The sequence below is a fragment of the Streptomyces sp. NPDC047315 genome (genome assembly GCF_040643215.1).
GTDB lineage: Bacteria > Actinomycetota > Actinomycetes > Streptomycetales > Streptomycetaceae > Streptomyces.
This window is the reverse complement of record NZ_JBEYTZ010000002.1, coordinates 65,282-88,130: the sequence shown is the minus strand read 5'-3', so window position 1 is coordinate 88,130 and position 22,849 is coordinate 65,282. Positions and strand designations below refer to the sequence as shown.

24 protein-coding genes are annotated in these 22,849 nt (G+C 73.0%); 17 read left to right on the top strand and 7 right to left on the bottom strand.

What is annotated here, in order from left to right; genetic code table 11:
- The gene (locus ABZ842_RS02220; RefSeq protein WP_361530202.1) at positions 1 to 627 is read right to left on the bottom strand and encodes a hypothetical protein; all 627 of its coding nucleotides are present in this window, start codon (positions 625 to 627) and stop codon (positions 1 to 3) included.
- Positions 628 to 824: 197 nt separating this feature from the next.
- Between ABZ842_RS02220 and ABZ842_RS02215 the strand changes: the two genes are divergently transcribed.
- From ABZ842_RS02215 to ABZ842_RS02195, 5 genes are all read left to right on the top strand, one after another.
- Positions 825 to 2,273, top strand: a complete 1,449-nt coding sequence (locus ABZ842_RS02215) for an NAD(P)H-hydrate dehydratase (protein ID WP_361530199.1) — start codon at positions 825 to 827, stop codon at positions 2,271 to 2,273.
- A 213-nt stretch (positions 2,274 to 2,486) separates the two neighbouring features.
- Complete coding sequence (gene alr, locus ABZ842_RS02210) at positions 2,487 to 3,707, top strand: alanine racemase (RefSeq protein WP_361530196.1); 1,221 nt, start codon at positions 2,487 to 2,489, stop codon at positions 3,705 to 3,707.
- Between the two features lie 104 nt (positions 3,708 to 3,811).
- A complete protein-coding gene (locus ABZ842_RS02205; RefSeq protein ID WP_361530193.1) occupies positions 3,812 to 5,044 on the top strand; it encodes an alpha/beta hydrolase in 1,233 nt (410 codons plus the stop codon).
- Positions 5,019 to 5,558 carry a tRNA (adenosine(37)-N6)-threonylcarbamoyltransferase complex ATPase subunit type 1 TsaE gene (tsaE, locus tag ABZ842_RS02200; protein ID WP_361530189.1) on the top strand — a complete coding sequence of 180 codons (540 nt, stop codon included), beginning with the start codon at positions 5,019 to 5,021 and terminating at the stop codon, positions 5,556 to 5,558. Before ABZ842_RS02205 ends, tsaE begins: the two co-directional genes overlap by 26 nt.
- A gap of 189 nt (positions 5,559 to 5,747) precedes the next feature.
- Positions 5,748 to 5,936 carry a hypothetical protein gene (locus tag ABZ842_RS02195; protein WP_361530186.1) on the top strand — a complete coding sequence of 63 codons (189 nt, stop codon included), beginning with the start codon at positions 5,748 to 5,750 and terminating at the stop codon, positions 5,934 to 5,936.
- A 315-nt stretch (positions 5,937 to 6,251) separates the two neighbouring features.
- Here the strand turns inward: ABZ842_RS02195 and ABZ842_RS02190 are convergent, their stop codons facing one another.
- The gene (locus ABZ842_RS02190; RefSeq protein WP_361530183.1) at positions 6,252 to 6,791 is read right to left on the bottom strand and encodes a hypothetical protein; all 540 of its coding nucleotides are present in this window, start codon (positions 6,789 to 6,791) and stop codon (positions 6,252 to 6,254) included.
- 189 nt (positions 6,792 to 6,980) lie between these two features.
- Between ABZ842_RS02190 and tsaB the strand changes: the two genes are divergently transcribed.
- From tsaB to ABZ842_RS02155, 7 genes are all read left to right on the top strand, one after another.
- Entirely contained in the window at positions 6,981 to 7,676 is a 696-nt protein-coding gene (gene tsaB / locus ABZ842_RS02185; RefSeq protein WP_361530180.1) for a tRNA (adenosine(37)-N6)-threonylcarbamoyltransferase complex dimerization subunit type 1 TsaB, read from the top strand.
- Positions 7,677 to 7,723: 47 nt separating this feature from the next.
- A complete protein-coding gene (gene rimI, locus ABZ842_RS02180) occupies positions 7,724 to 8,227 on the top strand; it encodes a ribosomal protein S18-alanine N-acetyltransferase (protein ID WP_361530954.1) in 504 nt (167 codons plus the stop codon).
- Positions 8,228 to 8,230: 3 nt separating this feature from the next.
- A complete protein-coding gene (tsaD, locus tag ABZ842_RS02175; protein ID WP_361530177.1) occupies positions 8,231 to 9,361 on the top strand; it encodes a tRNA (adenosine(37)-N6)-threonylcarbamoyltransferase complex transferase subunit TsaD in 1,131 nt (376 codons plus the stop codon).
- Positions 9,362 to 9,380: 19 nt separating this feature from the next.
- A complete protein-coding gene (locus ABZ842_RS02170; RefSeq protein ID WP_361530174.1) occupies positions 9,381 to 9,647 on the top strand; it encodes a hypothetical protein in 267 nt (88 codons plus the stop codon).
- Positions 9,648 to 9,811: 164 nt separating this feature from the next.
- Complete coding sequence (locus ABZ842_RS02165) at positions 9,812 to 10,171, top strand: YciI family protein (protein ID WP_361530171.1); 360 nt, start codon at positions 9,812 to 9,814, stop codon at positions 10,169 to 10,171.
- Positions 10,172 to 10,227: 56 nt separating this feature from the next.
- Entirely contained in the window at positions 10,228 to 11,487 is a 1,260-nt protein-coding gene (locus ABZ842_RS02160) for a sigma-70 family RNA polymerase sigma factor (protein WP_361530168.1), read from the top strand.
- Positions 11,488 to 11,807: 320 nt separating this feature from the next.
- Positions 11,808 to 12,674: a hypothetical protein gene (locus tag ABZ842_RS02155; RefSeq protein ID WP_361530165.1), complete on the top strand. Its 867-nt coding sequence runs from the start codon at positions 11,808 to 11,810 to the stop codon at positions 12,672 to 12,674.
- A 16-nt stretch (positions 12,675 to 12,690) separates the two neighbouring features.
- Here ABZ842_RS02155 and ABZ842_RS02150 read toward each other — a convergent pair whose 3' ends face one another.
- Entirely contained in the window at positions 12,691 to 13,911 is a 1,221-nt protein-coding gene (locus ABZ842_RS02150) for a class I SAM-dependent methyltransferase (protein ID WP_361530162.1), read from the bottom strand.
- A 109-nt stretch (positions 13,912 to 14,020) separates the two neighbouring features.
- On the opposite strand from ABZ842_RS02150, the gene ABZ842_RS02145 reads away from it, so the two are divergent.
- From ABZ842_RS02145 to groL, 4 genes are all read left to right on the top strand, one after another.
- Positions 14,021 to 15,019, top strand: a complete 999-nt coding sequence (locus ABZ842_RS02145) for a polysaccharide deacetylase family protein (protein ID WP_361530159.1) — start codon at positions 14,021 to 14,023, stop codon at positions 15,017 to 15,019.
- Positions 15,016 to 15,558 carry a hypothetical protein gene (locus tag ABZ842_RS02140; protein ID WP_361530156.1) on the top strand — a complete coding sequence of 181 codons (543 nt, stop codon included), beginning with the start codon at positions 15,016 to 15,018 and terminating at the stop codon, positions 15,556 to 15,558. The genes ABZ842_RS02145 and ABZ842_RS02140 overlap by 4 nt, the downstream gene beginning before the upstream one ends.
- 235 nt (positions 15,559 to 15,793) lie before the next feature.
- Positions 15,794 to 16,102: a co-chaperone GroES gene (groES, locus tag ABZ842_RS02135; protein ID WP_003948573.1), complete on the top strand. Its 309-nt coding sequence runs from the start codon at positions 15,794 to 15,796 to the stop codon at positions 16,100 to 16,102.
- A 197-nt stretch (positions 16,103 to 16,299) separates the two neighbouring features.
- Complete coding sequence (groL, locus tag ABZ842_RS02130; RefSeq protein WP_361530152.1) at positions 16,300 to 17,925, top strand: chaperonin GroEL; 1,626 nt, start codon at positions 16,300 to 16,302, stop codon at positions 17,923 to 17,925.
- Positions 17,926 to 18,021: 96 nt separating this feature from the next.
- On the opposite strand, the gene ABZ842_RS02125 is transcribed toward groL, so the two are convergent.
- The 3 genes from ABZ842_RS02125 to ABZ842_RS02115 all read right to left on the bottom strand — a co-directional run bounded on the left by ABZ842_RS02125 (position 18,022) and on the right by ABZ842_RS02115 (position 20,990).
- Positions 18,022 to 19,008, bottom strand: a complete 987-nt coding sequence (locus ABZ842_RS02125) for a hydroxyacid dehydrogenase (protein WP_361530951.1) — start codon at positions 19,006 to 19,008, stop codon at positions 18,022 to 18,024.
- A gap of 242 nt (positions 19,009 to 19,250) precedes the next feature.
- A complete protein-coding gene (locus ABZ842_RS02120; protein WP_361530149.1) occupies positions 19,251 to 20,024 on the bottom strand; it encodes an SDR family oxidoreductase in 774 nt (257 codons plus the stop codon).
- A gap of 258 nt (positions 20,025 to 20,282) precedes the next feature.
- Positions 20,283 to 20,990, bottom strand: a complete 708-nt coding sequence (locus ABZ842_RS02115) for an MOSC domain-containing protein (RefSeq protein WP_361530146.1) — start codon at positions 20,988 to 20,990, stop codon at positions 20,283 to 20,285.
- A gap of 79 nt (positions 20,991 to 21,069) precedes the next feature.
- On the opposite strand from ABZ842_RS02115, the gene ABZ842_RS02110 reads away from it, so the two are divergent.
- Complete coding sequence (locus ABZ842_RS02110; RefSeq protein ID WP_361530143.1) at positions 21,070 to 22,062, top strand: LysR family transcriptional regulator; 993 nt, start codon at positions 21,070 to 21,072, stop codon at positions 22,060 to 22,062.
- A gap of 198 nt (positions 22,063 to 22,260) precedes the next feature.
- Here ABZ842_RS02110 and ABZ842_RS02105 read toward each other — a convergent pair whose 3' ends face one another.
- Complete coding sequence (locus ABZ842_RS02105) at positions 22,261 to 22,587, bottom strand: WhiB family transcriptional regulator (protein WP_361530140.1); 327 nt, start codon at positions 22,585 to 22,587, stop codon at positions 22,261 to 22,263.
- Positions 22,588 to 22,849 lie beyond the last annotated feature (262 nt).

Below are 22,849 nucleotides of genomic sequence, written 5' to 3'. Positions count from 1 at the left end.
TTAGGAGAACGTCACCGGGACGTAGACGTCGTACTTCCGGTCGTTGGTGTCGAAGTGGTCGGCGCGGGTGACGATCGCACAGGTCACACCGGACTGACCGCAGGTGACGCCCGCGGAGACCTGTGCTTTCACGTGGATCTGTACGGAGAAGCTGCCGCGGTTGTTCGAGACGGTGTACGGCGAGGAGTTGTTCGGGGCCATCCACCACCAGTCGCTGTTGACCCAGTGCGACGCGCCGGTGGTGCCCGACTGGTCCTGGCCGCCCAGACACGGCGTGGGCTTGGCGTTCCACGTCGCCGGGTTGGTGACGTCCACGCCGGCGGGCACGGCGCACAGGCCCACGTACACGCCCTGGCTGGGGTTGTAGCCGCTGCCGCTCACGGTGACGTTCTGGCCGGCCGCGGCGGCGGTGCTCGGCGCGGTCAGGGAGAGGTTGTACGTCGCGCCGTCGGTCACGGTTCTGGTGACGGTCGCCGCGGACGCGGACGAAGCGAGGCCCAGCGTGAGGGCGGTGGCGCCGAGCAGGGCGACGGAGGCACGGGCGGCGGTGCGGGCCGTGGTGCGCGCGGCGGGGCGGGCGGTCGTGCGGTCCGTGGCGTGGTCCGTGGTGCGGGCGGCAGAGCGCATGGGTCAGGACACCTTTCGCAGGTGGCCGGCCGGGGAAGCAGCCGGTTAGGTAAGGCAAACCTAAGTTCGACTTGAGGTGTCGTCAACCCCGTGCCCGCAGGCCGGGCCGCCCGCGGTTCCCGCTGCAACTGCGTCGGTTCGAGCCCCACTTGGGCCTCGCAGCGCGCCACGGCCCCTCCTGGGGCAGACTCGGAACCATGCGTACCGCCCACACCGTGGACACCGTCCGTCGCGCCGAGGCCGAACTGATGGCCCGGCTCCCCGACGGCGCGCTGATGCAGCGCGCCGCCGCCGGCCTGGCCGCCGCCTGCGCCGAACTGCTGGGGCGGGTGTACGGGGCACGGGTCGTGGTCCTCGTCGGCAGCGGCGACAACGGCGGCGACGCGCTGTACGCCGGCGCCCGCCTCGCCCGCCGCGGCGCGGGCGTGCACGCCGTGCTGCTGGCGCCAGACCGCGCCCACCCGGGCGGCCTCGCCGCCCTCACCGCGGCCGGCGGACACCCCCTCGGCACGGCCGACGACCCCTTCGACGTGCTCGCCGCCGCCGACCTGGTGCTCGACGGCATCACCGGCATCGGGGGCACCGGCGGGCTGCGCCCCGACGCCGTCCCCGTCGTGCGCGCCGCCCGCGGCTCGAACGCGGTCGTCGTCGCCGTCGACCTGCCGAGCGGCGTCGAGGCCGACAGCGGCGAGGTCCGCGGGGAAGCGGTCCACGCCGACCTCACCGTCACCTTCGGCACGTACGAGCCGGCGCTCCTGGTCGACCCCGCGCACACCCACGCGGGCGCGGTGCGACTGGTCGACATCGGGCTCGACGCCGTGCTGCCGTCCGTACCCGCGCTGGAGGCGCTGCAACACCAGGACGTGGCGCTGCTGCTGCCCGAGCCCGACGCCACCAGCGACAAGTACCGCCGCGGCGTCGTCGGCGTCGTCGCCGGCTCGGCCCGCTACCCCGGCGCCGCGGTGCTCGCCGTCGCCGGCGCGCTGCGCGGGGGCGCCGGTGCGGTGCGGTACGTGGGCCACGCCGCCGACGCCGTCATCACCCGCTTCCCCGAGACCCTGGTCCACGCCGGGCCGCCGGAGCGCGCCGGCCGCGTCCAGGCGTGGATCGTCGGCCCCGGGCTCGGGGACGACCTCGACGCCGTCGACGCCGTGCTCGACTCGGACGTGCCCGTGCTCGTCGACGCCGACGGGCTGCGCCGGGTCGACCCGGACCGGCTGCGCGCCCGCTCGGCGCCCACCCTGCTCACCCCGCACGCCGGCGAGGCCGCGGCGCTGCTCGGCAGCGCCCGCGCCGACGTGGAGGCGCGCCGCCTCGCCTCGGTGCGCGAACTGGCGGGCCGCTACGGGGCGACCGTGCTGCTCAAGGGGTCCACGACCCTCGTCGCCGACCCCGACCCCCGCTCACCCGTACGGGTCAACGCCATGGGGACGCCCTGGCTGGCGACGGCCGGCAGCGGCGACGTACTCGCCGGTCTCGCGGGCTCCCTCCTCGCGGCCGGCCTCACCGCCCGCGACGCCGGCTCGGCCGCGGCGTACCTGCACGGACTCGCCGCCCGCCACGCTGCATCCAAAGGCGTCCCCGTGACGTCCTACGAAGTGGCGGAGGGACTGGGCCACGCCTGGCGGGACGTACGGGACGCGTGAGACGCACGCGGTACGGGATGCCGAAGGGGCGGCCCGACGCGGTCCCGGCCGCCCGGCTGCGCAAGGGCGCGCACCGCCGTTCCATGAGGTGAGCCACTGACCGGGCCCGAGCGGGACCACCGGGCAGCGGACACGAGCGAGCACACACCGCCACCGGTGGGAACCGGGAGTCGCCCGAGCAACGGCGCGGCGGTGCCTGAGAGACTGGGCCCGATGAAAAGCACACCGACCACCACACATCCCCGACATGCCCGTGACACCCGGGCCCGGGCGGAGATCGACCTGGCGGCCCTGCGCGCCAACGTCGAGACGATGCGCGCCCGCGCCCGCGGCGCCGCCCTGATGGCCGTGGTGAAGTCGGACGGGTACGGCCACGGCGCCGTGCCCTGCGCCCGGGCCGCGCTCCAGGCCGGCGCCACCTGGGTCGCGACCGCCACGCCCGAAGAGGCGCTCGCGCTGCGCGCCGCCGGCATCGACTCCCGTCTGATGTGCTGGCTGTGGACGCCGGGCGGCCCCTGGCGCGAGGGCATCGAGGCCGATCTGGACATGGGCGTCAGCGGCACGTGGGCGCTGAGCGAGGTGATCGCGGCGGCCCGCGAGACCGGCCGCACCGCCCGCGTCCAGCTCAAGGCGGACACCGGCCTCGGCCGCAACGGCTGCCAGCCCGCCGACTGGCGCGAGCTGATCGCCGCCGCCCGCGCCGCCGAAGCGGAGGGCGCGGTGAAGGTCACCGGCGTCTGGTCGCACTTCGCCTGCGCCGACGAGCCCGGACACCCCTCGATCCGCCACCAGCTCGACACCTTCCGCGAGATGCTGGCGTACGCGGAGGGCGAGGGCATCGAGCCCGAGATCCGCCACATGGCGAACTCGCCGGCCGCGCTCACCCTCCCCGAGTCCCACTTCGACCTGGTCAGGACCGGCATCGCGATGTACGGCGTCTCGCCGTCCCCGGAGGTCGGCACCCACCAGGAACTCGGCCTGCGCCCCGTGATGCGGCTGGTCGCCCACGTCGCCCTCGCCAAGCGCGTCCCCGCCGGCCACGGGATCAGCTACGGACACACGTACGCCACCGCCGACGAGACCACCCTCGCACTCGTCCCGGTCGGCTACGCCGACGGCGTCCCGCGGCACGCCTCCGGCCGCGGCCCCGTCCTCGTCGGCGGCGAGCGGGGCACGGTCGCCGGGCGCGTCGCCATGGACCAGTTCGTGGTCGACCTCGGCGGACGCAAGGTCCAGGAGGGCGCGGAAGCGGTGCTCTTCGGCGCCGGCGACCGCGGCGAGCCCACGGCCGAGGACTGGGCGCGGGCCGCGGGCACCATCGCGTACGAGATCGTCACCCGCATCGGCAAGCGCGTGCCGCGGGTCCACCTCAACGAACTGCCCGAACTCGACGAGGCGCCCGAACCGGCGGGCGGTCGGCCCGACCGCGCATGAGAACGCCTGATCGAGGAAAAGGAGGCTGGGGGTCGTCTTAGGCCCGCAAGGCAGGCTCTAGGACCCTTCTTCCGAACCAGGCCGGACGAGCGAGGAGCAGCACGGTGAGCGAGAGCAGCACGGGGGACGCCGTGGCAGCGGCAGCGGCGGCGGCTTCCGCCACCGGCACCTGGCGCCGCGCCGGCATCGCCGGGGCCGCGATAGGAGTGCTCGCCGCGGGCGCGGCGGCGGGCGTCGCGATCGAACGCCTCACCGTCGGCCGCGGCATCCGCAAGAAGGCCCGGCTCGCCCTGGACGCCACCGGCCCGTACGGCGCCCTGCGCGGCACCCCCGGCAAGGCCCTCGCCGACGACGGCACCACGCTCTACTACGAGGTGGACGAGGTCGACGAGGCCGACCCGGACCGCGGCCCGCGCCGCCGCCGGCTCTTCGGCCGCCGCGCCCCCGCCCCCGTCACGGTGGTCTTCAGCCACGGCTACTGCCTCAACCAGGACTCCTGGCACTTCCAACGCGCCGCCCTGCGCGGACTGGTCCGCACCGTCCACTGGGACCAGCGCAGCCACGGCCGCTCCGCGCGCGGCGCCGCCCAGCAGGGCCCGGACCGGGAACCCGTCTCCATCGAGCAACTCGGCCGCGACCTCAAGGCCGTCATCGACGCGGCGGTGCCCGAGGGCCCGCTGGTGCTCGTCGGGCACTCGATGGGCGGAATGACGGTGATGGCGCTCGGCGAGCAGTACCCCGAACTGGTGCGGGACCGGGTGGTCGCCGCCGCCTTCGTCGGCACCTCCAGCGGACGGCTCGGCGAGGTGAACTACGGCCTGCCGGTCGCCGGCGTCGCCGCGGTGCGGCGCGTGCTGCCCGGGGTGCTGCGCGCCCTCGGTTCGCAGGCGGAGCTGGTGGAGCGGGGCCGGCGCGCCACGGCCGACCTGTTCGCCGGGCTGATCAAGCGGTACTCGTTCTCGTCGCGGGACGTCGATCCGGCGGTTGCCCGGTTCGCCGAGCGGATGATCGAGTCCACCCCGATCGACGTGGTCGCGGAGTTCTACCCGGCCTTCGACGAACACGACAAGGCGCTCGCGCTCGCCGTCTTCCGGGAGGTCCCGGTGCTGGCGCTGGCCGGGGACCGGGACCTGGTCACGCCCAGCTCGCACAGCGAGGCCATCGCGGACCTGCTGCCGGACGCGGAGCTGGTGATCGTGCCGGACGCCGGGCACCTGGTGATGCTGGAGCACCCGGAGGTCGTCACCGACCGGCTGGCGGACCTGCTCGCACGGGTCGGCGCCGGGTCGACAGCGGCTAACGTTGGCCCGTATGGAAGCACCGCACCGCCCGGCTGACGCCTCGGCCGCGTCCCCCGTTCCGGCCGCCCCCGCCGTCGACCACCGCCGCGCCGTGGACTCCGCGGGCGACATGCAGGAGTTGGGGCGACGGCTCGCGAAGCTGCTGCGCCCCGGTGACCTGGTGATGCTCACGGGCGAGTTGGGCGCCGGCAAGACGACCCTGACCCGCGGCCTCGGCGAGGGCCTCGGGGTGCGCGGCGCGGTCACCTCGCCCACGTTCGTCATCGCCCGCGTCCACCCCTCGCTGACGGGCGGCCCCGCGCTGGTGCACGTCGACGCGTACCGCCTCGGGGGCGGGCTCGACGAGATGGAGGACCTGGACCTGGACGTCTCGCTGCCCGCGTCCGTGGTGGTGGTGGAGTGGGGCGACGGCAAGGTCGAGGAGCTGTCGGACGACCGGCTGCACGTGGTGATCCACCGCGTCGTGGGGGACACGGACGACGACCGGCGGACGGTGACGCTGCGGGGGTACGGCCGGCGGTGGGCGGACGTGGACCTGGCTGCCGTGTGAGCCGGCCGCTGCGGCGGTTTTGTGCACAGGTTTGCGACGCTCCGGTACTGCAGGTTTGCGACGCCGCGGGGATTTTCCGACAAGACGTCGGGAAAAAGTTGCGTCGGGCCCGTCGTGCGTGTTCCCATGGTACGGACGCTTGGTTAGGTGAACCTAACTAATCTGGCCCCCGTACTCCAGGAGGCAGCCATGTCGGCATCCGAGCGTGAGCCCCGACCGCCGTCCATGCGGGATCTGCTGGCGGCCTGCGCCGCGGCTAAGGCGGTCTCGACGCCGCCCCGGGCGGAGCGGCGCGAGAGCCTGAAGGGCGCGGTGGACGCCGAAGGCGTCGAGCAGCAGGAGACGACGGACGGCAGAGCGCGCCGCACAGCCGCGTAGTCGCCGTGCGGCGGGCTTCCGCGGGGCGCGGTGCCGCGGTGCGGCGGGCTGTGCTGGGGCGTCCGCGGGCCGTCTGTGGCTTGTCGCGCAGTTCCCCGCGCCCCTGGGTTGCCCGCAGTCGCCCAGCCTTCTTAGTGAACGCAGGGCAGGTGCGGCCTTTAGGGGCGCGGGGAACTGCGCGAACAGCCCACCACCGGGCCGCAGAGGCCAACGCTCCCGCAGGGCTAAGGCGGCTCCGTCCAGAGGCGCGGGGGAGCGCGACGCGTACGCGCTGCGGGACGGCGGGTCCCCCGTACGGGCGGATTCGCGGGGGCGTCAGGGGACGACGACGACCTTCGTGCCGACCGTCGCGAAGCTCCACATCGCGTTGCCGTTCTCGCGCGTCATCCGCACGCCGCCGGTCTTCTTCTTCGGATCCGGTGCCTTCATGGAGCCGTCCACCGCGGCGCTGAAGCCGATCGTGGCCCCGCCCTCCTTGGCGAACCGCACCACGTGCTCGATCGTCAACCCGTCCGAGCCCGGCACCTGCCCGGAGCGCGAGGTCACCGCGTACTGCCCCGGCTTCGGGTGCACCGTGGACGGCATGACCTCGAAGGTGTGCGTCACCTTGTTCCTCGCCTCGACCAGCCAGACGCGGCGCGACTCCAGCGCGTAGACGACCCGTACGCCGGCGCCCGAGTTCGCGGGCAGGACCCGCGGATCGACGGGCTTGGCCGGGGACTTCACCGGCGCCGCGCTCGCTCCCGGCTTCGCCTTGGCGTCGGAGACGCTGGCCTGCGCCTGGTACGCGAGGAAACACACGCCGACCAGAGCGGTTGCCGTGAGCCCGGCCACGATTCCCGAGCTGCGTGCCACCGTGCGCCACCTTTCGCATGCGAGACGGAGGGGGTCCGGCCCGGGAGTCCGGCCGGAACGACTGTCCAACGGACCGATTCTCGAACTGAACGACTGTCGAACTTGATGCTTTCCGTGGCGACGGTAGCAGCAGGCTCCCCCGTTAGAGGGGGAGCCGTGCCCCGGTCGCCGGCGCCGTAGGCTGTTCGCGTGCTCTTGCTCGCTCTGGATACCGCCACGCCCGCCGTCACCGCAGCCCTCCACGACGGCTCGTCCGTCGTCGCCGAGTCCAGCAGCGTGGACGCGCGCCGCCACGGGGAACTGCTCCTGCCGGCCGTCGACCGCGTCCTCGCCGAGGCCGGCACCGCGCTCGACGCCGTCACCGCCGTGGTCGTGGGCGTCGGCCCCGGCCCGTACACGGGACTGCGCGTCGGCCTGGTGACCGCCGCCACCTTCGGCTCGGTGCTCGGCGTGCCGGTGTACGGGCTGTGCACGCTGGACGGCATCGCGTACGCCGCCGGCACCAGCGGCCGGTTCGACGGTCGTTTCGACGGCCCCTTCGTGGTGGCGACCGACGCCCGCCGCAAGGAGGTCTACTGGGCGCGCTACGCATCACCGCGCGAGCGCGTCACCGGGCCGTCGGTGGACCGGCCGGCGGACGTCGCGGCGGAGGTCGCCGGCCTGCCGGCGGCGGGCGCGGGCGCACTGCTCTATCCAGACGTGTTCGTCGACGTCCCGCGCGACGGCGCGGGCGCGGCCCCGGAGCACGCGTCCGCCGGCGCCCTCGCGGCGCTCGCGGCGGCGAAGCTGGCGGCCGGCGAGGAGTTCCTGCCGCCGCAGCCGCTCTATCTGCGCCGGCCCGACGCGCAGGTGCCGAAGAACTACAAGGTGGTCACGCCCCAGTGACCGGCCCGCACGTCCCACGGCCCGCCGAGGGCGTCGTCCTGCGCGAGATGCGCTGGTGGGACATCGAGCAGGTGCTCGTCCTGGAGGGCGACCTCTTCCCGGAGGACGCCTGGACGGCCGGGATGTTCTGGGCCGACCTCGCCCAGTCGCGCGGCCCGCGCGCCACCCGCCGCTTCGTCGTCGCCGAGCAAGAGGCTGGTGGGGACGGGCACGGGGACGGGGCCGGCGAGGGCGGGGCCGGGCGGATCGTCGGGTACGCGGCGCTGGCCGCGGCCGGCGGCGTCGGCGACGTCCTGTCGATCGCGGTGGCCCGCGAGAGCTGGGGCACCGGCCTCGGCGCCCGCCTCCTGTCCGACCTGCTCCAACACGCCACCGCCTTCGAGTGCGACGAGGTCCTGCTCGAAGTACGGGTGGACAACACCAGGGCCCAGAAGCTCTACGAGCGCTTCGGCTTCGAGCCCATCGGAATCCGCCGCGGCTACTACCAGCCCGGCAACGTCGACGCGCTCGTGATGCGGCACCAGGTGCAAGGCAACGCAAGGGAATGTTGAGTCATGGCTGACGAACCGCTGGTCCTCGGTATCGAGACCTCCTGCGACGAGACCGGCGTCGGCATCGTCCGCGGCACGACCCTGCTCGCGGACGCCATCGCGTCCAGCGTGGACGCGCACGCCCGCTTCGGCGGGGTCGTCCCCGAGATCGCCTCCCGCGCGCACCTGGAGGCGATGGTCCCCACGATCGAGCGCGCGCTGGCGGAGGCGGGCGTCTCGGCGCGCGACCTCGACGGCATCGCGGTGACCGCGGGCCCCGGCCTCGCCGGCGCCCTGCTGGTGGGCGTGTCGGCGGCGAAGGCGTACGCGTACGCGCTCGGCAAGCCGCTGTACGGGGTGAACCACCTCGCCTCCCACATCTGCGTGGACCAGCTCGAACACGGCAAGCTGCCCGAGCCGACGATGGCGCTGCTGGTCTCCGGCGGGCACTCCTCGCTGCTGCTGGCCCCCGACATCACCAGCGACGTACGACCGCTCGGCGCCACCATCGACGACGCGGCGGGCGAGGCGTTCGACAAGATCGCGCGCGTGCTCGACCTGGGCTTCCCCGGCGGTCCGGTGATCGACCGGCTGGCGAAGGAGGGCGACCCGAAGGCGATCGCGTTCCCGCGCGGGCTCAGCGGCTCCCGGGACCCCGCGTACGACTTCTCCTTCTCCGGGCTGAAGACCGCGGTGGCCCGCTGGATCGAGGCGAAGCGGGCGGCGGGGGAGGAGGTGCCGGTACGGGACGTGGCGGCGTCCTTCCAGGAGGCGGTCGTCGACGTGCTGACCCGCAAGGCGGTCCGGGCGTGCCTGGACGAGGGCGTCGACCACCTGATGATCGGCGGCGGCGTGGCGGCGAACTCGCGGCTGCGGGCGCTGGCCGAGGAGCGCTGCGAGCGGGCGGGCATCCGGCTGCGGGTGCCCCGGCCGAAGCTGTGCACCGACAACGGCGCGATGGTGGCGGCGCTGGGCGCGGAGATGGTGGCGCGCAACCGGCCGGCGTCGGCGCTGGACCTCTCGGCGGACTCGTCGCTGCCGGTGACGGACCCGCACGTGCCCGCGGACCACGGAGAGGGGCACGGTCACGGGCATTCCCACTCGCACTCGCACGATCATGTGCACGAGATCAGCAAGAAGAACCTCTACTCGTGAGGATCGAGTGATCACGCCGATGACGACGATCGCATTGATGTGGGAGGCCCGGGCGGTCCGCGGCCGGGGAGCGGAGCTGCTGGAGTGGGCCCGCGCCCAGGAGCTGCCGCGCACCGCGCTGCGGCGCGAGACCTTCCGCGCCGGTGACGACCGGGTCCTGGTCATCACCTGGTGGGAGGCGCCGTCGGGAGAGGCCCGGGACCTGCCGGAGCTGCCGGAACCGGCCGCGGAGCTGATCACCCGCCCCGTACACCGCTGGCGCTTCGAATCGCTCGGCGTCGATTGATCGACGTCGGTCGATCGGCTCGACTGATCGACGTCGGCCGGGAAGTCCGCGGAAAAATTCTTCGAGATTCTTCCGCGGGGGTGTCGATCGGCGGTCTTCCCGTTCGACGCAAGGGTGAGGCGCGGGGAACGTCCCGCGCACGCCGAACGACCCAGGAGCTCGACATGCCCCGCTTTCTGACGCTGGTCCGCATCGAAGAGAACGACCCCGCCCAGGCCGCCGGCTTCTCCCCGGAGATGGCCGAGCGCATGGACGCCCTGTTCCAGGAGATCACCAAGGCCGGGGTCATGTTGGACACCGCCGGTCTGACCCCGACCTCCGAGGGCAGGCGCATCACCTGGTCGGGCGGGAAGCTCTCGACCACCGACGGCCCCTTCACCGAGACCAAGGAGGTCGTCGGCGGCTACTCCATCTCCCAGTGCAAGGACATGGCGGAGGCGGAGGAGTGGGCCAAGCGCTTCCTCCAGGTGCACGACGAAGCGTTCACCGTGACCTGCGAGGTCCGACAGATCGCCGAAGGCTGATCCGCCCGGTCGCGCTGACTTGCCGCTGCCGATCACGGCTGCTCTGATGGGTGGCCGTGACGGCAGCGAACGCGGTGGAAACAGTCTTCAAGATCGAGCGCGCACGGATCATCGCCGCCGCGGCCCGCATCGTCCGGGACGTCGGCATAGCCGAGGAGATCGCGCAGGACGCGATGGTCGCCGCGCTCGAACAGTGGCCGGATTCGGGTGTCCCGGACAAGCCGGGCGCCTGGCTGGTCTCCGTCGCCAAGCGGCGCGCCGTCGACCTCGTACGCCGCAAGGAGAACTACGCGCGCAAGCTCGCCGAGGTCGGACGTGCCCTGGAGGACGTCCAGCCGCCGGCGGAGCCGCCGGACGCGGACGACATCGACGACGACCTGTTGCGGCTGATCTTCACCGCCTGCCACCCCGTGCTGTCGACGGACGCCAGGATCGCGCTCACGCTGCGGCTGCTGGGCGGGCTCACCACGGAGGAGATCGCCCGCGCCTTCCTCGTCCCGGAGGCGACGGTCGCCCAGCGCATCGTCCGGGCGAAACGATCCCTCGCGAAGGCGGGCGTGCCCTTCGAGGTGCCGGGCGCCCCCGATCGCGCGTCCCGCCTCGGCTCCGTGCTCGACGTCATCTACCTGGTCTTCAACGAGGGCTACTCCGCCACCAAGGGCGACGACTGGGTCCGGCCCGGGCTCGCCGAGGACGCGCTGCGGCTCAGCCGCCAGCTGGCGGCGCTGATGCCGGACGAGCCGGAGGTCCACGGGCTGAACGCGCTCCTGGAGGTCCAGGCGTCCCGCATCCCGGCCCGCACCGACTCCGACGGCGGGCCCGTGCTGCTCGCCGACCAGAACCGCGCCCGCTGGAACCGCCTGCTGATCCAACGCGGCTTCGCGGCCCTGGCCCGTGCGAGCGCCCTGACGAGCGCGGCGCCGCCGCCGGGGCCGTACGTCCTCCAGGCGGCCATCGCCGCGTGCCATGCGCGTGCGGTGCACTACGAGGACACCGACTGGCGCACGATCGCGGTGCTGTACGGACAACTGGCCGCGGTCGCCCCCTCCCCGGTCGTCGAACTCAACCGCGCCGTCGCGATCTCCATGACGGAGGGCCCGGAAGCGGCCCTCGTCCTGGTGGACGCGGTGGCCGAGGACCCGGCGCTGAAGGACTACCACCTGCTCCCGAGCGTCCGCGGCGACCTCCTGGCCCGCCTGGACCGCGCCGCGGAGGCCGCCGCCCAATTCACCAGGGCCGCGGCCCTGACCCACAACGCCCGCGAACGCACCCTCCTCCTGACCCGCGCGTCGGAGCTGAGCGCTGCGGCGCCGTGACGGGTGAGCGGTGATGACGTCCGCGCCCCGGCGGTGGGCTGCTCGCGCAGTTCCTCCCCCTGTGTCCCGAGCTCCACGGCCCGCAGGTGACTCGCAGGGGCAGCGAATCAGGGGCGCGGGGAACTGCGCGACAAGCCCCTGCCGGGCCGCAGAGACTAACGTCCCCGCGGGAAAACGCCGAGGGTCTTTAGGGGCGGAACTGCGCGAACAGCCCACCACCGGCCGGAGGTGACCAATGTGCCGGTGGGTCTACGGCGGGTGTGTCGCGGGGACGCAAGGAGTTGCGCGACGAGTCACCACCGGCCGGTAGTCTCCGCCCCATGGCCGCGCACCCCCCACCCTCACCACCCCCCGGCATATCCCCGCCCACCCCGGCAGAGGCCCCGACGCAAGCCGCAGAGGCCCTGACGCACGAGGGCGAGCCCCCAGCGCAAGCCGCAGAGGCCCCGACGCAAGCCGCAGAGCCTTCAGCACAAGCCGCAGACGCCCCGGCCCAGGGCGAGGCACCCGCAGCCCACACCCCCGCAGCGTCGCCCGCCGCAGGCGACCCCGCAGCACCGCCCGCCGCAGGCGAAACCGCAGGCGAAACCACTCCGCTTCGCGAAGACGCGCTCCACGACCTCACCCGGCAATCCATCGGCCCCGCCAAGCTCGGTCTGCTCCTCCTCCTCGTCGCCGGCCTCGAACTCGGCTGGGTCCTCGTCGGCACCGCCCTCGTCGCGCTCGACGACATCGTGGACGCCTTCACCGTCGTCTTCGCCGCCTTCCTGACCTTCCTCGGCGCGCTCGCCCTCGTCCCCTCCGCCGTCTTCCTCGTGCGCGGGGTCCGCGACGACCGGGCCGTACGCGCCGAGCTGAAGGACCTGGCCGCCCAGCACCGCGACCCGATCGGCGACGCCCGCTTCAGCCGCGCCGCGATCACCGTGTGCTGGCTGCTGGTCTCCCTCGCGCTCGTCACCGCCGGCGTGCTGATCTGCGCGTCCGCCTCCACCTCCGGCGGCGGTGGCGGCTACCTGTCCAGCTACTCCACGACGAACAGCCGGTTCGCGTACACCTTCGGCGCCGGCGCCGCCCTCGTCGTACCGGGCCTGCTGGGGGTCGCGAAGGCGATCGCGCACCACGCCTGGGCGGCGCGCCTGCTCGACCCCGTGCCCGCGGCCCGCGCCCGCGGCGGGGCGCACCGCTGACCCCCGCCAGACCTCTTCAGACCTCCGCCGGCCGCCCGATCAGCACGGTCGGCGCACCGGCGACCCTCGTCAGGAACACCGTCGCCGCGTTCGGCCCCTGCGGCTTGACCTTCCGCCGCAGCTCCTCGGGCTCGACGGCCGACCCCCGCTTCTTCACCGTCAGCACCCCGACCCCGCGCTCGCGCAGCAGCGCCTTCAGCTTCTTCAGGTTGAACGGCAGCACGTCGGTGATCTCGTACGCGGTGGCGTACGGCAGCGCCCGCAGCCCGTCCGCGGTGACGTACGCGATGGTCTCGTCCACCAGCCCGCCGCCCGGCAGCTCCGCCGCGACCTCGGCGACGAGATGGGCGCGGACCACGGCGCCGTCTGGCTCGTACAGATAGCGGCCCACGGGCCGTACGGGCGGATTCGGCAGTCCGCGCCCGGCCAGGGTGCACGGGTCGGCGCCCGACCCCGTCAGCAGCGTCGCGGACACACCGCGGCCACCGGGCGTGCCGAACCACAGCACGGCCTCCTTCACGTCCCCCTCGTACGAGATCCACTCCGCCGCGAAGTCGGCCGGCACCAGCTCGTGCGGGATCCCGGGCGCGATCTTGAGCGCGGCGTACGGCCGGCGCCGGGCCGCGTCGAGCGCCCAGGACAGCGGCGGGGAGTACGCCTCCGGGTCGAAGACCCGGCCGCGTCCGCCCCTGCGCGCCGGGTCGACGAAGACGGCGTCGTACCCGGAGACGTCCACCTCGGTGACGTCCGCGCACCGCACCTCGACCAGGTCGTCCAGGCCCAGCGCGGCGGCGTTCGCACGGACGGTCGCGGCGGTCAGCGGGTCGCGGTCGACCGCGAGCACCCGGATGCCCGCGCGGGCGAGCGCGATCGCGTCGCCGCCGATCCCGCTGCACAGGTCCGCGACGCTGCGCACCCCGAGCGCGGCGAGCCGGGCGGCCCGGTACGCGGCGACGGGCCCGCGGGTGGCCTGCTCCACGCCGTTCGCCGTGAAGTACATGCGGTACGCGTCCTCCGCGCCGAACTTGGCCACCGCCCGCTGCCGCAACCGCGCCTGCCCCAACGCGGCCGAGACCAGCGCGGCCGGATGGTCCCGACGCAGCCGGGTCGCGATCGCCAGCTCCTGGGACGGGTCGTGCTCGCGCAACGCGTCGAGCAGGGCGCGCCCCTCGTCGGAGAGCAGCGCGCCAAGGGGCTCGGGGAGGGGTTCGGGACGGAGCTCGGGGAGGTCGTTCACCTGGCCCATTGTGGGCCAGGAGGGTCACGGTCCGTCCGCGACGGCGGTGTCGTCCGGGTCCTGCGGAGCCGTGCTGCCAGGATTCAGCGCCATGCGACTAGTACGACAAATGCAACAAGTAAGACAAATTAATCGGTCCGGAGCGCCGCCGGGCGGGCGGCGTCGGGCGCGGCGCAGAGGCCGTCGGGCCGGCGCGGTCGCCGCTGTCGTCCTGGTGGGCCTGCTCGGCTCCGCGTGCGGCCTCCAGGCGCCGGGCGAGGGCGGCGACGGCACGGTCCCGCACTCCGGCCAGCAGGCCGAGGCGTCCCAGATCGAGAAGGCGGAGCGGGCCGCGGAACAGGCCGGCCCGGCCGGATCGCTCGCCGCGTACGTGGAACGGGTCAAGCGGAACCAGAAGGCGCGGGCGGTCGCGGCCCAGAAGTGGGGCCTGGCCAAGACCCCGCTGCCCGCGCCGCAGCCGCCCGCGTCGAAGCCGTTCATCACCACCCGCAAGGGCTTCGAGGTCGAAGGCGGCGCGTCCCTGCCGCCGGTCTTCACGACCGTGCCGGTGAAGGAGAAGGTCGTCTTCCTGACGATCGACGACGGCGTGGAGAAGGACCCCGACTTCCTGCGGATGATGGACGAACTCCAGATCCCCTACAGCGCCTTCCTCAGCGACTACGTGATCGACGACGACTACGGCTACTTCAAGCGGATGCGCGACCAGGGTGCCGCCCTGCACAACCACACCCTGAACCACCGCTACATGCCCGGGCTCTCCTACGACGCCCAGGAGCAGGAGATCTGCGGCCAGCAGGAGAAGCTGGAGAAGCTCTACGGCAAGCGCCCGCCGCTCTTCCGTCCGCCGTACGGCAACTACAACGGCGACACCCTGCGCGCCGCGCAGTCCTGCGGCGTCAAGGCCGTGCCGCTGTGGGCGGCGGAGGCGTTCCCGGACCACATGGAGTGGCGGGAGTGGGACCGTGACCTCCACCCGGGGGACATCATCCTGACCCACTTCCGCGGCGCGGACGACTGGAAGGGATCCATGACCGACATGGTCCGCCAGGTCATGAAGGTGGTCACGGACAAGGGATACGCAGTCGCGCGCCTTGAGGACTACGTGTGAGCCAGGCCGCGTGCGAGCCCACGGCGGCCCGGACGGTGACGGGCGCGGCCATCACGGGCGCGGGTTGGCGCACGGCGGCGGGCGCGGTCGCGGCCGTCGTGCTCGGCTGCGGCGGCTGCTCCTCGCCGTCCGTGGACCCGGCGGTCTCCGTCGACCCCATCGAGCGCCTGGGGCGCCGGGCCGTCCAACCCGAGGCGTCGGCCGGCGGGGGCGCGGCGGGGCCCGAGGGAGCGCAGGCGGGGGAGCGACGCGCCCCGGCGCGTACGCCGTCCGTCGACCCGGTGATGTCGAAGCACTCCCCGGCGCCCTCCCCGACACGTTCCGCGACGCCCTCCCTGACGGACCCTGCGGCGCACTCCCCGCCGCACCCCGCGACGCGCTCCGCGACCTCCGGCCGTGCCGCGCGCCCTTCCCGTACGCCCGCCCTGCGCGCCCCGGTGCTGGCCGAGTCCGCCACCCGGCTGCTGGACCGGATCCACGGTCCGCAGCGACCTCCGAAGACCCCCGGATCCCCGCCGGAACGGCACGCCCCGCGCTGACGCCGGACCCCTGCCGGGACCCGTCGGGTACGAGCCGTTCCGACCCGCCACGTACGAGCTGATTGGCACTCCGCTTGACCGAGTGCTAATCGCGGTCATAGTCTCGCCTCTGGCACTCCCCGCAGGAGAGTGCCAACACAGCGACGGGCAGGTCCGGCACCCGCGACGACGGATCGACCTGGTCGCCACCTCAGACAGTTAACCCCGTGAGATCTCCGAAGGGGGAGGTCGGATCGTGACGACCGCCAGCTCCAAGGTTGCCATCAAGCCGCTCGAGGACCGCATCGTGGTCCAGCCGCTCGACGCCGAGCAGACCACGGCTTCTGGCCTGGTCATCCCGGACACTGCGAAGGAGAAGCCCCAGGAGGGCGTCGTCCTCGCCGTGGGCCCGGGCCGCTTCGAGAACGGCGAGCGCCTGCCGCTCGACGTGAAGACCGGCGACGTCGTGCTTTACAGCAAGTACGGTGGCACCGAGGTGAAGTACAACGGCGAGGAGTACCTCGTCCTCTCGGCCCGCGACGTTCTCGCCATCATCGAGAAGTAAGTCGAGAAGTAAGTCGAGCCCAGTCCGGGAAGCGAGGGTTCCCCGGGGCGAGCCACGGCCCGCCGCGACGGAACCCGAGCAATCCGCGCACCGCTTGTCTTGATCCGCGCCCCTGGCACCCACTGGCGACTCACGTCCGGGCGCTGGGGGCGCGGTTCTCATTCAGACGCATTTCAGAAGAGGACAGTAACGCTCCCATGGCGAAGATCCTGAAGTTCGACGAGGACGCCCGTCGCGCCCTTGAGCGCGGCGTCAACAAGCTGGCCGACACCGTCAAGGTGACCATCGGCCCCCGTGGCCGCAACGTCGTCATCGACAAGAAGTTCGGCGCCCCCACCATCACCAACGACGGCGTCACCATCGCCCGCGAGGTCGAGATCGAGGACCCGTACGAGAACCTGGGCGCCCAGCTGGTGAAGGAGGTGGCGACCAAGACCAACGACATCGCTGGTGACGGCACCACCACCGCCACCGTCCTGGCCCAGGCGCTGGTCCGCGAGGGTCTGCGCAACGTCGCCGCCGGCGCCTCCCCGGCCTCCCTGAAGAAGGGCATCGACGCCGCCGTCAAGGCCGTCTCCGACGACCTGCTGGCCACCGCCCGTCCCATCGAGGACAAGTCCGACATCGCCGCGGTCGCCGCGCTCTCCGCTCAGGACCAGCAGGTCGGCGAGCTGATCGGCGAGGCCATGGACAAGGTCGGCAAGGACGGCGTGATCACCGTCGAGGAGTCCAACACCTTCGGCCTGGAGCTGGACTTCACCGAGGGCATGGCCTTCGACAAGGGCTACCTGTCCCCGTACATGGTCACCGACCAGGAGCGCATGGAGGCCGTCCTCGACGACCCCTACATCCTGATCAACCAGGGCAAGATCGGCTCCATCCAGGACCTGCTGCCGCTGCTGGAGAAGGTCATCCAGGCGGGTGGCTCCAAGCCGCTGCTGATCATCGCCGAGGATGTCGAGGGCGAGGCGCTCTCCACCCTCGTCGTGAACAAGATCCGCGGCACGTTCAACGCCGTGGCCGTCAAGGCGCCCGGCTTCGGCGACCGCCGCAAGGCGATGCTCCAGGACATGGCCACCCTCACCGGTGCCACCGTCGTCGCCGAAGAGGTCGGCCTCAAGCTCGACCAGGCCGGTCTGGACGTGCTGGGCACCGCCCGCCGCGTCACGATCACCAAGGACGACACGACCATCGTCGACGGCGGCGGCAACGCCGAGGACGTCGCGGGCCGCGTCGCCCAGATCAAGTCCGAGATCGAGGCCACGGACTCCGACTGGGACCGCGAGAAGCTCCAGGAGCGCCTGGCGAAGCTGGCCGGCGGCGTGTGCGTGATCCGCGTCGGCGCCGCCACCGAGGTGGAGCTCAAGGAGAAGAAGCACCGTCTGGAGGACGCCATCTCCGCGACCCGCGCCGCGGTCGAGGAGGGCATCGTCTCCGGTGGTGGCTCCGCGCTCGTCCACGCCGCGAAGGTGCTCGACGGCAACCTCGGCAAGGAGGGCGACGAGGCCACCGGCGTCTCCGTCGTCCGCCGCGCCGCGGTCGAGCCGCTGCGCTGGATCGCCGAGAACGCCGGCCTGGAGGGCTACGTCATCACCTCCAAGGTCGCCGAGCTCGACAAGGGCCAGGGCTTCAACGCCGCGACCGGCGAGTACGGCGACCTGGTGAAGGCCGGCGTCATCGACCCGGTCAAGGTCACCCGCTCCGCCCTGGAGAACGCCGCGTCCATCGCCTCCCTGCTGCTCACGACCGAGACCCTGGTCGTCGAGAAGAAGGAAGAGGAGCCCGCGGACGCCGGTCACGGCGGCCACGGCCACTCCCACTGACGCTCGCCCCAGGCGAACGAGCCCGGTGCCCCCGTCGCGGGGGCACCGGGCTCCGCCGTTGCACCCCGTCGCCCTCCCCGCAGCGGGCCCGCCGGCTCACGCCCAGCGCCGTAGGTCCCCCGCGGTGACCGGCTCCACGAACGGCAGCCCCCGCCCGTACCGCTCCAACTCGTCCAGCGCACAGTCCGCCAACCGGTGCAGCTCCGTGCCGAGCGAGCCGGCGACGTGCGGGGTCAGCAGCACGTTCGGCAGCGTGTACAGGGGCGAGTCGACGGCCGGCACCTCCGGGTCCGTCACGTCCAGCACCGCGTACAACCTCCCCGCCACCAACTCCCGCACCAGCGCGTCCTGGTCGACCAGCGAGCCCCGCGCGGTGTTCACCAGCGTCGCACCGTCCGGCAACAGCGCCAGCCGCCGCGCGTCGAACATCCGCCGCGTCGCGGGCAGCTCCGGCGCGTGCACCGACACGACGTCGCTCCGCCGGCACAACTCGTCCAGCTCGACCGGCACCACCCCCAGCGCCGCCGCCTCCGCTTCGCCCACGTACGGGTCGTACAACAGCACGGCCACGTCGAAGGGGCGCAGCAGCTCGATCACCCGCCGACCGACGCGGGACGCCCCGACGACGCCGACGGTGCGCCGGTAGTTCCCCGCGTCCGCCAACTCGACCCGCCAGTCGTGCCGGGTGCGCAACCGCTCGTGGAGGCGCGCCGACGGCAGGACCCGCTTGCCCGCGAAGAGGATCGCGGCGAGTGCGTACTCCGCGACCGGGAGCGCATTGGCCGCAGCCGCGGACGAGACGGCGAGGCCGCGTTCCCAACAGGCCGCGGTGACGTGGCCCTTCACCGACCCGGCCGCGTGGACCACCGCGCGCAGCCGGGGCGCCTCGGCCAGCACCTCGGCGCTCAGCACGGGCGTCCCCCAGCAGGTGAGGAGCACCTCCGCCGAAGCGAGCGCCGCCCGGACCCGGGGCGGGGGAGCGACCAGGTCGTGGGCGATCACGTCGGGATCGGTGTGCGCCAGGGCGGTGAGCCGTCGAAGGTGCCGCTCGGTGAACAGCTGCTCGGCGATCCCGGGCCCCATGGCCAACAGCACCTCGGGCCGCCGCACCCGACCTGCGCCCCCACCGTCGCCGGCCCCTCCGCCCTCGGCCCCTCCGGCCGCGCTGCTGGTCGCGCTGCTGGCCGCGCCGTCGGTCGGGTCCTGCGCCGGGACGCCTTCGGGGGACTGCCGCTTCGTCATCACCCGGTGCTCATACCCGCGTTCACGCTCGCGTTCCTGCCCGCACCCGCGCTTGCGTCCATACGCCTCCCCTCCTGCTGTTCCTACTGCGGTCCGTACTTCCTTCCGGTCTTCGACGTGACGCCGCCCAGCAGCCCGCGCGGGGTCACCTTCACCACTCCCATCAGCGCCTTGTAACGGGGGTCGGGGATCGAGACCGCCTTGCCGCGCGCCAGATCGGCGAGGGCCGTCTCCACCACCTTGTCCGCGTCGAGCCACATCCAGCCGGGGATGTTGTCCGTCCCCATCCCGGCCCGCTGGTGGAACTCGGTGCGCACGAAGCCGGGGCAGAGCGCCATCAGCCGCACCCCGGAACCCGCCATGTCCCGGGCCGCGCCCTGGGTGAACTGGACGACCCACGACTTCGACGCCCCGTACGTCCCGCGGGGCACGAAAGCCGCCACCGACGCCACATTGATCACACCGCCCCTACCGCGCTCACGCATCGGCTCGACCGCCGCCGCCGTGAGCCGGAGCACGGCCTCGCAGTGCACCTTCAGCATCGTCAACTCATCGGCCATGGACACTTCGAGGAAGCGGCCCTTGTTGCCGAAGCCCGCGTTGTTGACCAGCAGGTCCACCGCGTTCCTACGGTCGCCGAGCCGACGTTCGACGGCGGCGATCCCGTCGTCCGTCGCCAGATCGGCGGTCAGCACCTCCGCCTCGATGCCGTGCCGATCGTGCAGCTCGGTGGCCTGCTCCCGTAGGCGGGTGGTGTCGCGGGCCACCAGGACCAGGTTGCGTCCATCGGCAGCGAGTCGCCGCGCGAACGCGGCACCGATGCCCGCGGTGGCTCCCGTAATCAGTGCGGTCGTCATAGACGGCACGTTAGTGCCCCTCGCACGCCTTCCGCGCACGCACGGTTCCCCCTGTCCCACCCCCTTCCGCGATCTTTTCGCGATCGTCATCCGAGCCCCACCCGGAACGTACGACCAGCGTCGCAAACCGCGGCCACCAGGACATCAGGGGCGAGCCCCCACTCGCCCCTGAGTCATCCGCCCCCGGATCCCCGGTGGATCCCCTAAGCCCCCGGTTGACCATCCCCTACACCGAGAGTTGCGGGCTAAAGCAACGCACTACGCCGGGAGTTGTTGGCCACCGTGCTTGGCCAGGTAATCCCGGGCCAGCTTCACCAAGTCGGGGTTGAGCGCCTCCCCGGCGACCATGAGTGACGGAAGCAGCGAGCGCTCGGTGGTCTGGGCCCGGAAGGCGACGGCGACCGTCACGTCGTGATCCGGCCGGTGCACCACCTCGATCGGATCGCCGGCGCGTACCTCCCCCGGCTCGATGACCTTCAGATACGCACCGGGCTCCACCTGCTGGGTGAACTCCTTCACCCAACCCTTCTCCGGCAGTCCCAGCTCCCCCATCCACCCCGCGAACGTCCGACACGGCACGCGACCGCTGGTGACCTCCAGGACGACCCGGTCGCCGATGCGCCACCGCTCGCCGATCCTCGCCCCGGACACCTCCAGCCCGACGGTGGTCAGGTTCTCGCCGAACGCGCCGTTGGCGAGCCGCGACCCCAGCCGCCGCTCCCAGCGGTCCAGGTCCTCCCGCGCGTACACGTAAACGGCCTGGTGGGTGCCCCCGTGGTGCTTCGGGTCGCAGACCGCGTCCCCGTCCAGCCCGCTACCGCCGCCGTCGGTCCGCCCGAGGTCGTTCGGGTCGGCCACCCGCACCGGCCCGTCGATCGGCTGCTTGTCGATCCCGGTGAGACCGCCGGGCGTATTGGTGTACTCCACAGCCTTCGGGCGGCCCACGTTCACGGTCAGTAGTTTCATGTGCCCACGCTAAACCCACGGCCTCAAACCTTCTAGACGATTAGTCGCCCGAGGCCCAAGCGTCTCTTATATTTGAAGCATGATCGAGGCACGTCACCTCCGAGTGCTCCGCGCCGTGGCAAGCACCGGTTCCTTCTCCGCCGCCGCCCGGACCCTCGGCTGCACCCAACCCGCCGTCAGCCAGCAGATGAAGGCCCTGGAAGGCTCCGCGGGCACCCCCCTGCTGATTCGTACCGGCCGCGAGATGCGGCTGACGCAGGCCGGCGAGGCGCTGGTGCGCCACGCCACCGGCATCCTCGCCGGGCTCACCGCAGCGGAGGAGGAGGTCGCGGCCATCGCGGGCCTGCGGGCCGGCCGGGTGCGCCTGGTCTCGTTCCCCAGCGGCAGCTCCACCCTCGTGCCCGCCGCCCTCGCCGCGCTCCGGGCCGCCCACCCCGGCACCCGGGTCTCCCTCGTGGACGCCGAGCCCCCGCGCTCCGTGGAGATGCTGCGCGAGGGCGACTGCGACGTGGCCCTGGCCTTCCGGTACGGGGATGCCGCCCGGGCCGCGGCCGACGGCGAGCGCGAGGCGGACCCAGGCTCCGGCTCGGGTCCAGGCCCCGGCTCGGGTTCGGGCTCCGGCTCGGGTGCCGAGCGCACCGAGACCGAGTGGGACGACCTCGTCGTACGCCCCCTCCTCACCGATCGCCTCGTCGCGCTCGTCCCCGAGGGCCACCGGCTCGCCGCGGCGGGCACGGTCTCGATCGGGGACCTCGCCGACGACCCGTGGATCGCGGGCTGTCCGCGCTGTCGCCGACAGCTCGTCGACGTCTGCGAGGCCGCCGGTTTCACCCCCCGCATCGACTTCGCCACGGACGACTACCCCGCGGTGGTCGGGCTCGTCGGCGCGGGCCTGGGCGTGGCCGTCCTGCCCGAGCTGGCGCTGGAATCCGTACGGCCCAAGGGGGTCGTGGCCGTCACCCTCGCCCCCGAAGTGGCCCGTGAGATCGTCGCGCTCACCCTCCCGGACCTCTCCCAGGTGCCGGCGGTGGCCGCCACCCTCGACCAGCTGACCCTGGCCGCCGCGCGCTGACGGCGGCCCGGGTCGGTCCGCCCCGCAGAGCGGGGGTCGGCTGCGGCTGGGCATGCGTGTGCCCCGCCCCCCAACCTCCTTCGGAGGTACGGACGACTCTCCGTGCACCCCGGTGGTCCGGCGCCGCCGGTGACGGCGGTCAGGATCTACGGGGCGATGCAGAGAAACGTTTCTTCGATGTCCTGGGTCGGCGGTCGTTCAGTGGTGCCGCGTCCCCGGCGCGCCGCTCGTCGCCGGGACCAGCCGGTGGCGTGCACGCCCCATGAGCTCCTCGCGTTCGTCCTCGGTCAGTCCGCCCCACACGCCGTACGGCTCTCGGACCGCCAGTGCGTGTGCCGCGCATTCCGCGCGTACCGGGCACCTCATGCAGACCTCTTTCGCCGAGTTCTCGCGCGCGCTCCGTGCTGCACCCCGCTCGCCCTCGGGGTGGAAGAAGAGCGAACTGTCCACCCCACGGCAGGCCGCGAGGAGCTGCCAGTCCCACAAGTCGGCGTTGGGTCCGGGAAGGCGGGAGAAATCTGCCATAGCGCTTGCCCCTTGAAACCGTGCTGAGTGGATCCGGTCGGGTCGTGCGGCTGCGGGATGCGGGCCGCATCAGGCATCCGCACCATGCCTCACGACCGTACATCTACTATCTAAGTAGATGTAAATATGATTCATTGCGAATCTAGCCCCAGACACTACCCAAAGTGAAGAAAAAGCATCTAAATGGGGCATTGCCTCCGGGTAAACCCGCCGAACACGCGGTTCCGGGCGAGGTGCGGAAGAGGGCTGCGGAACCCGTAAC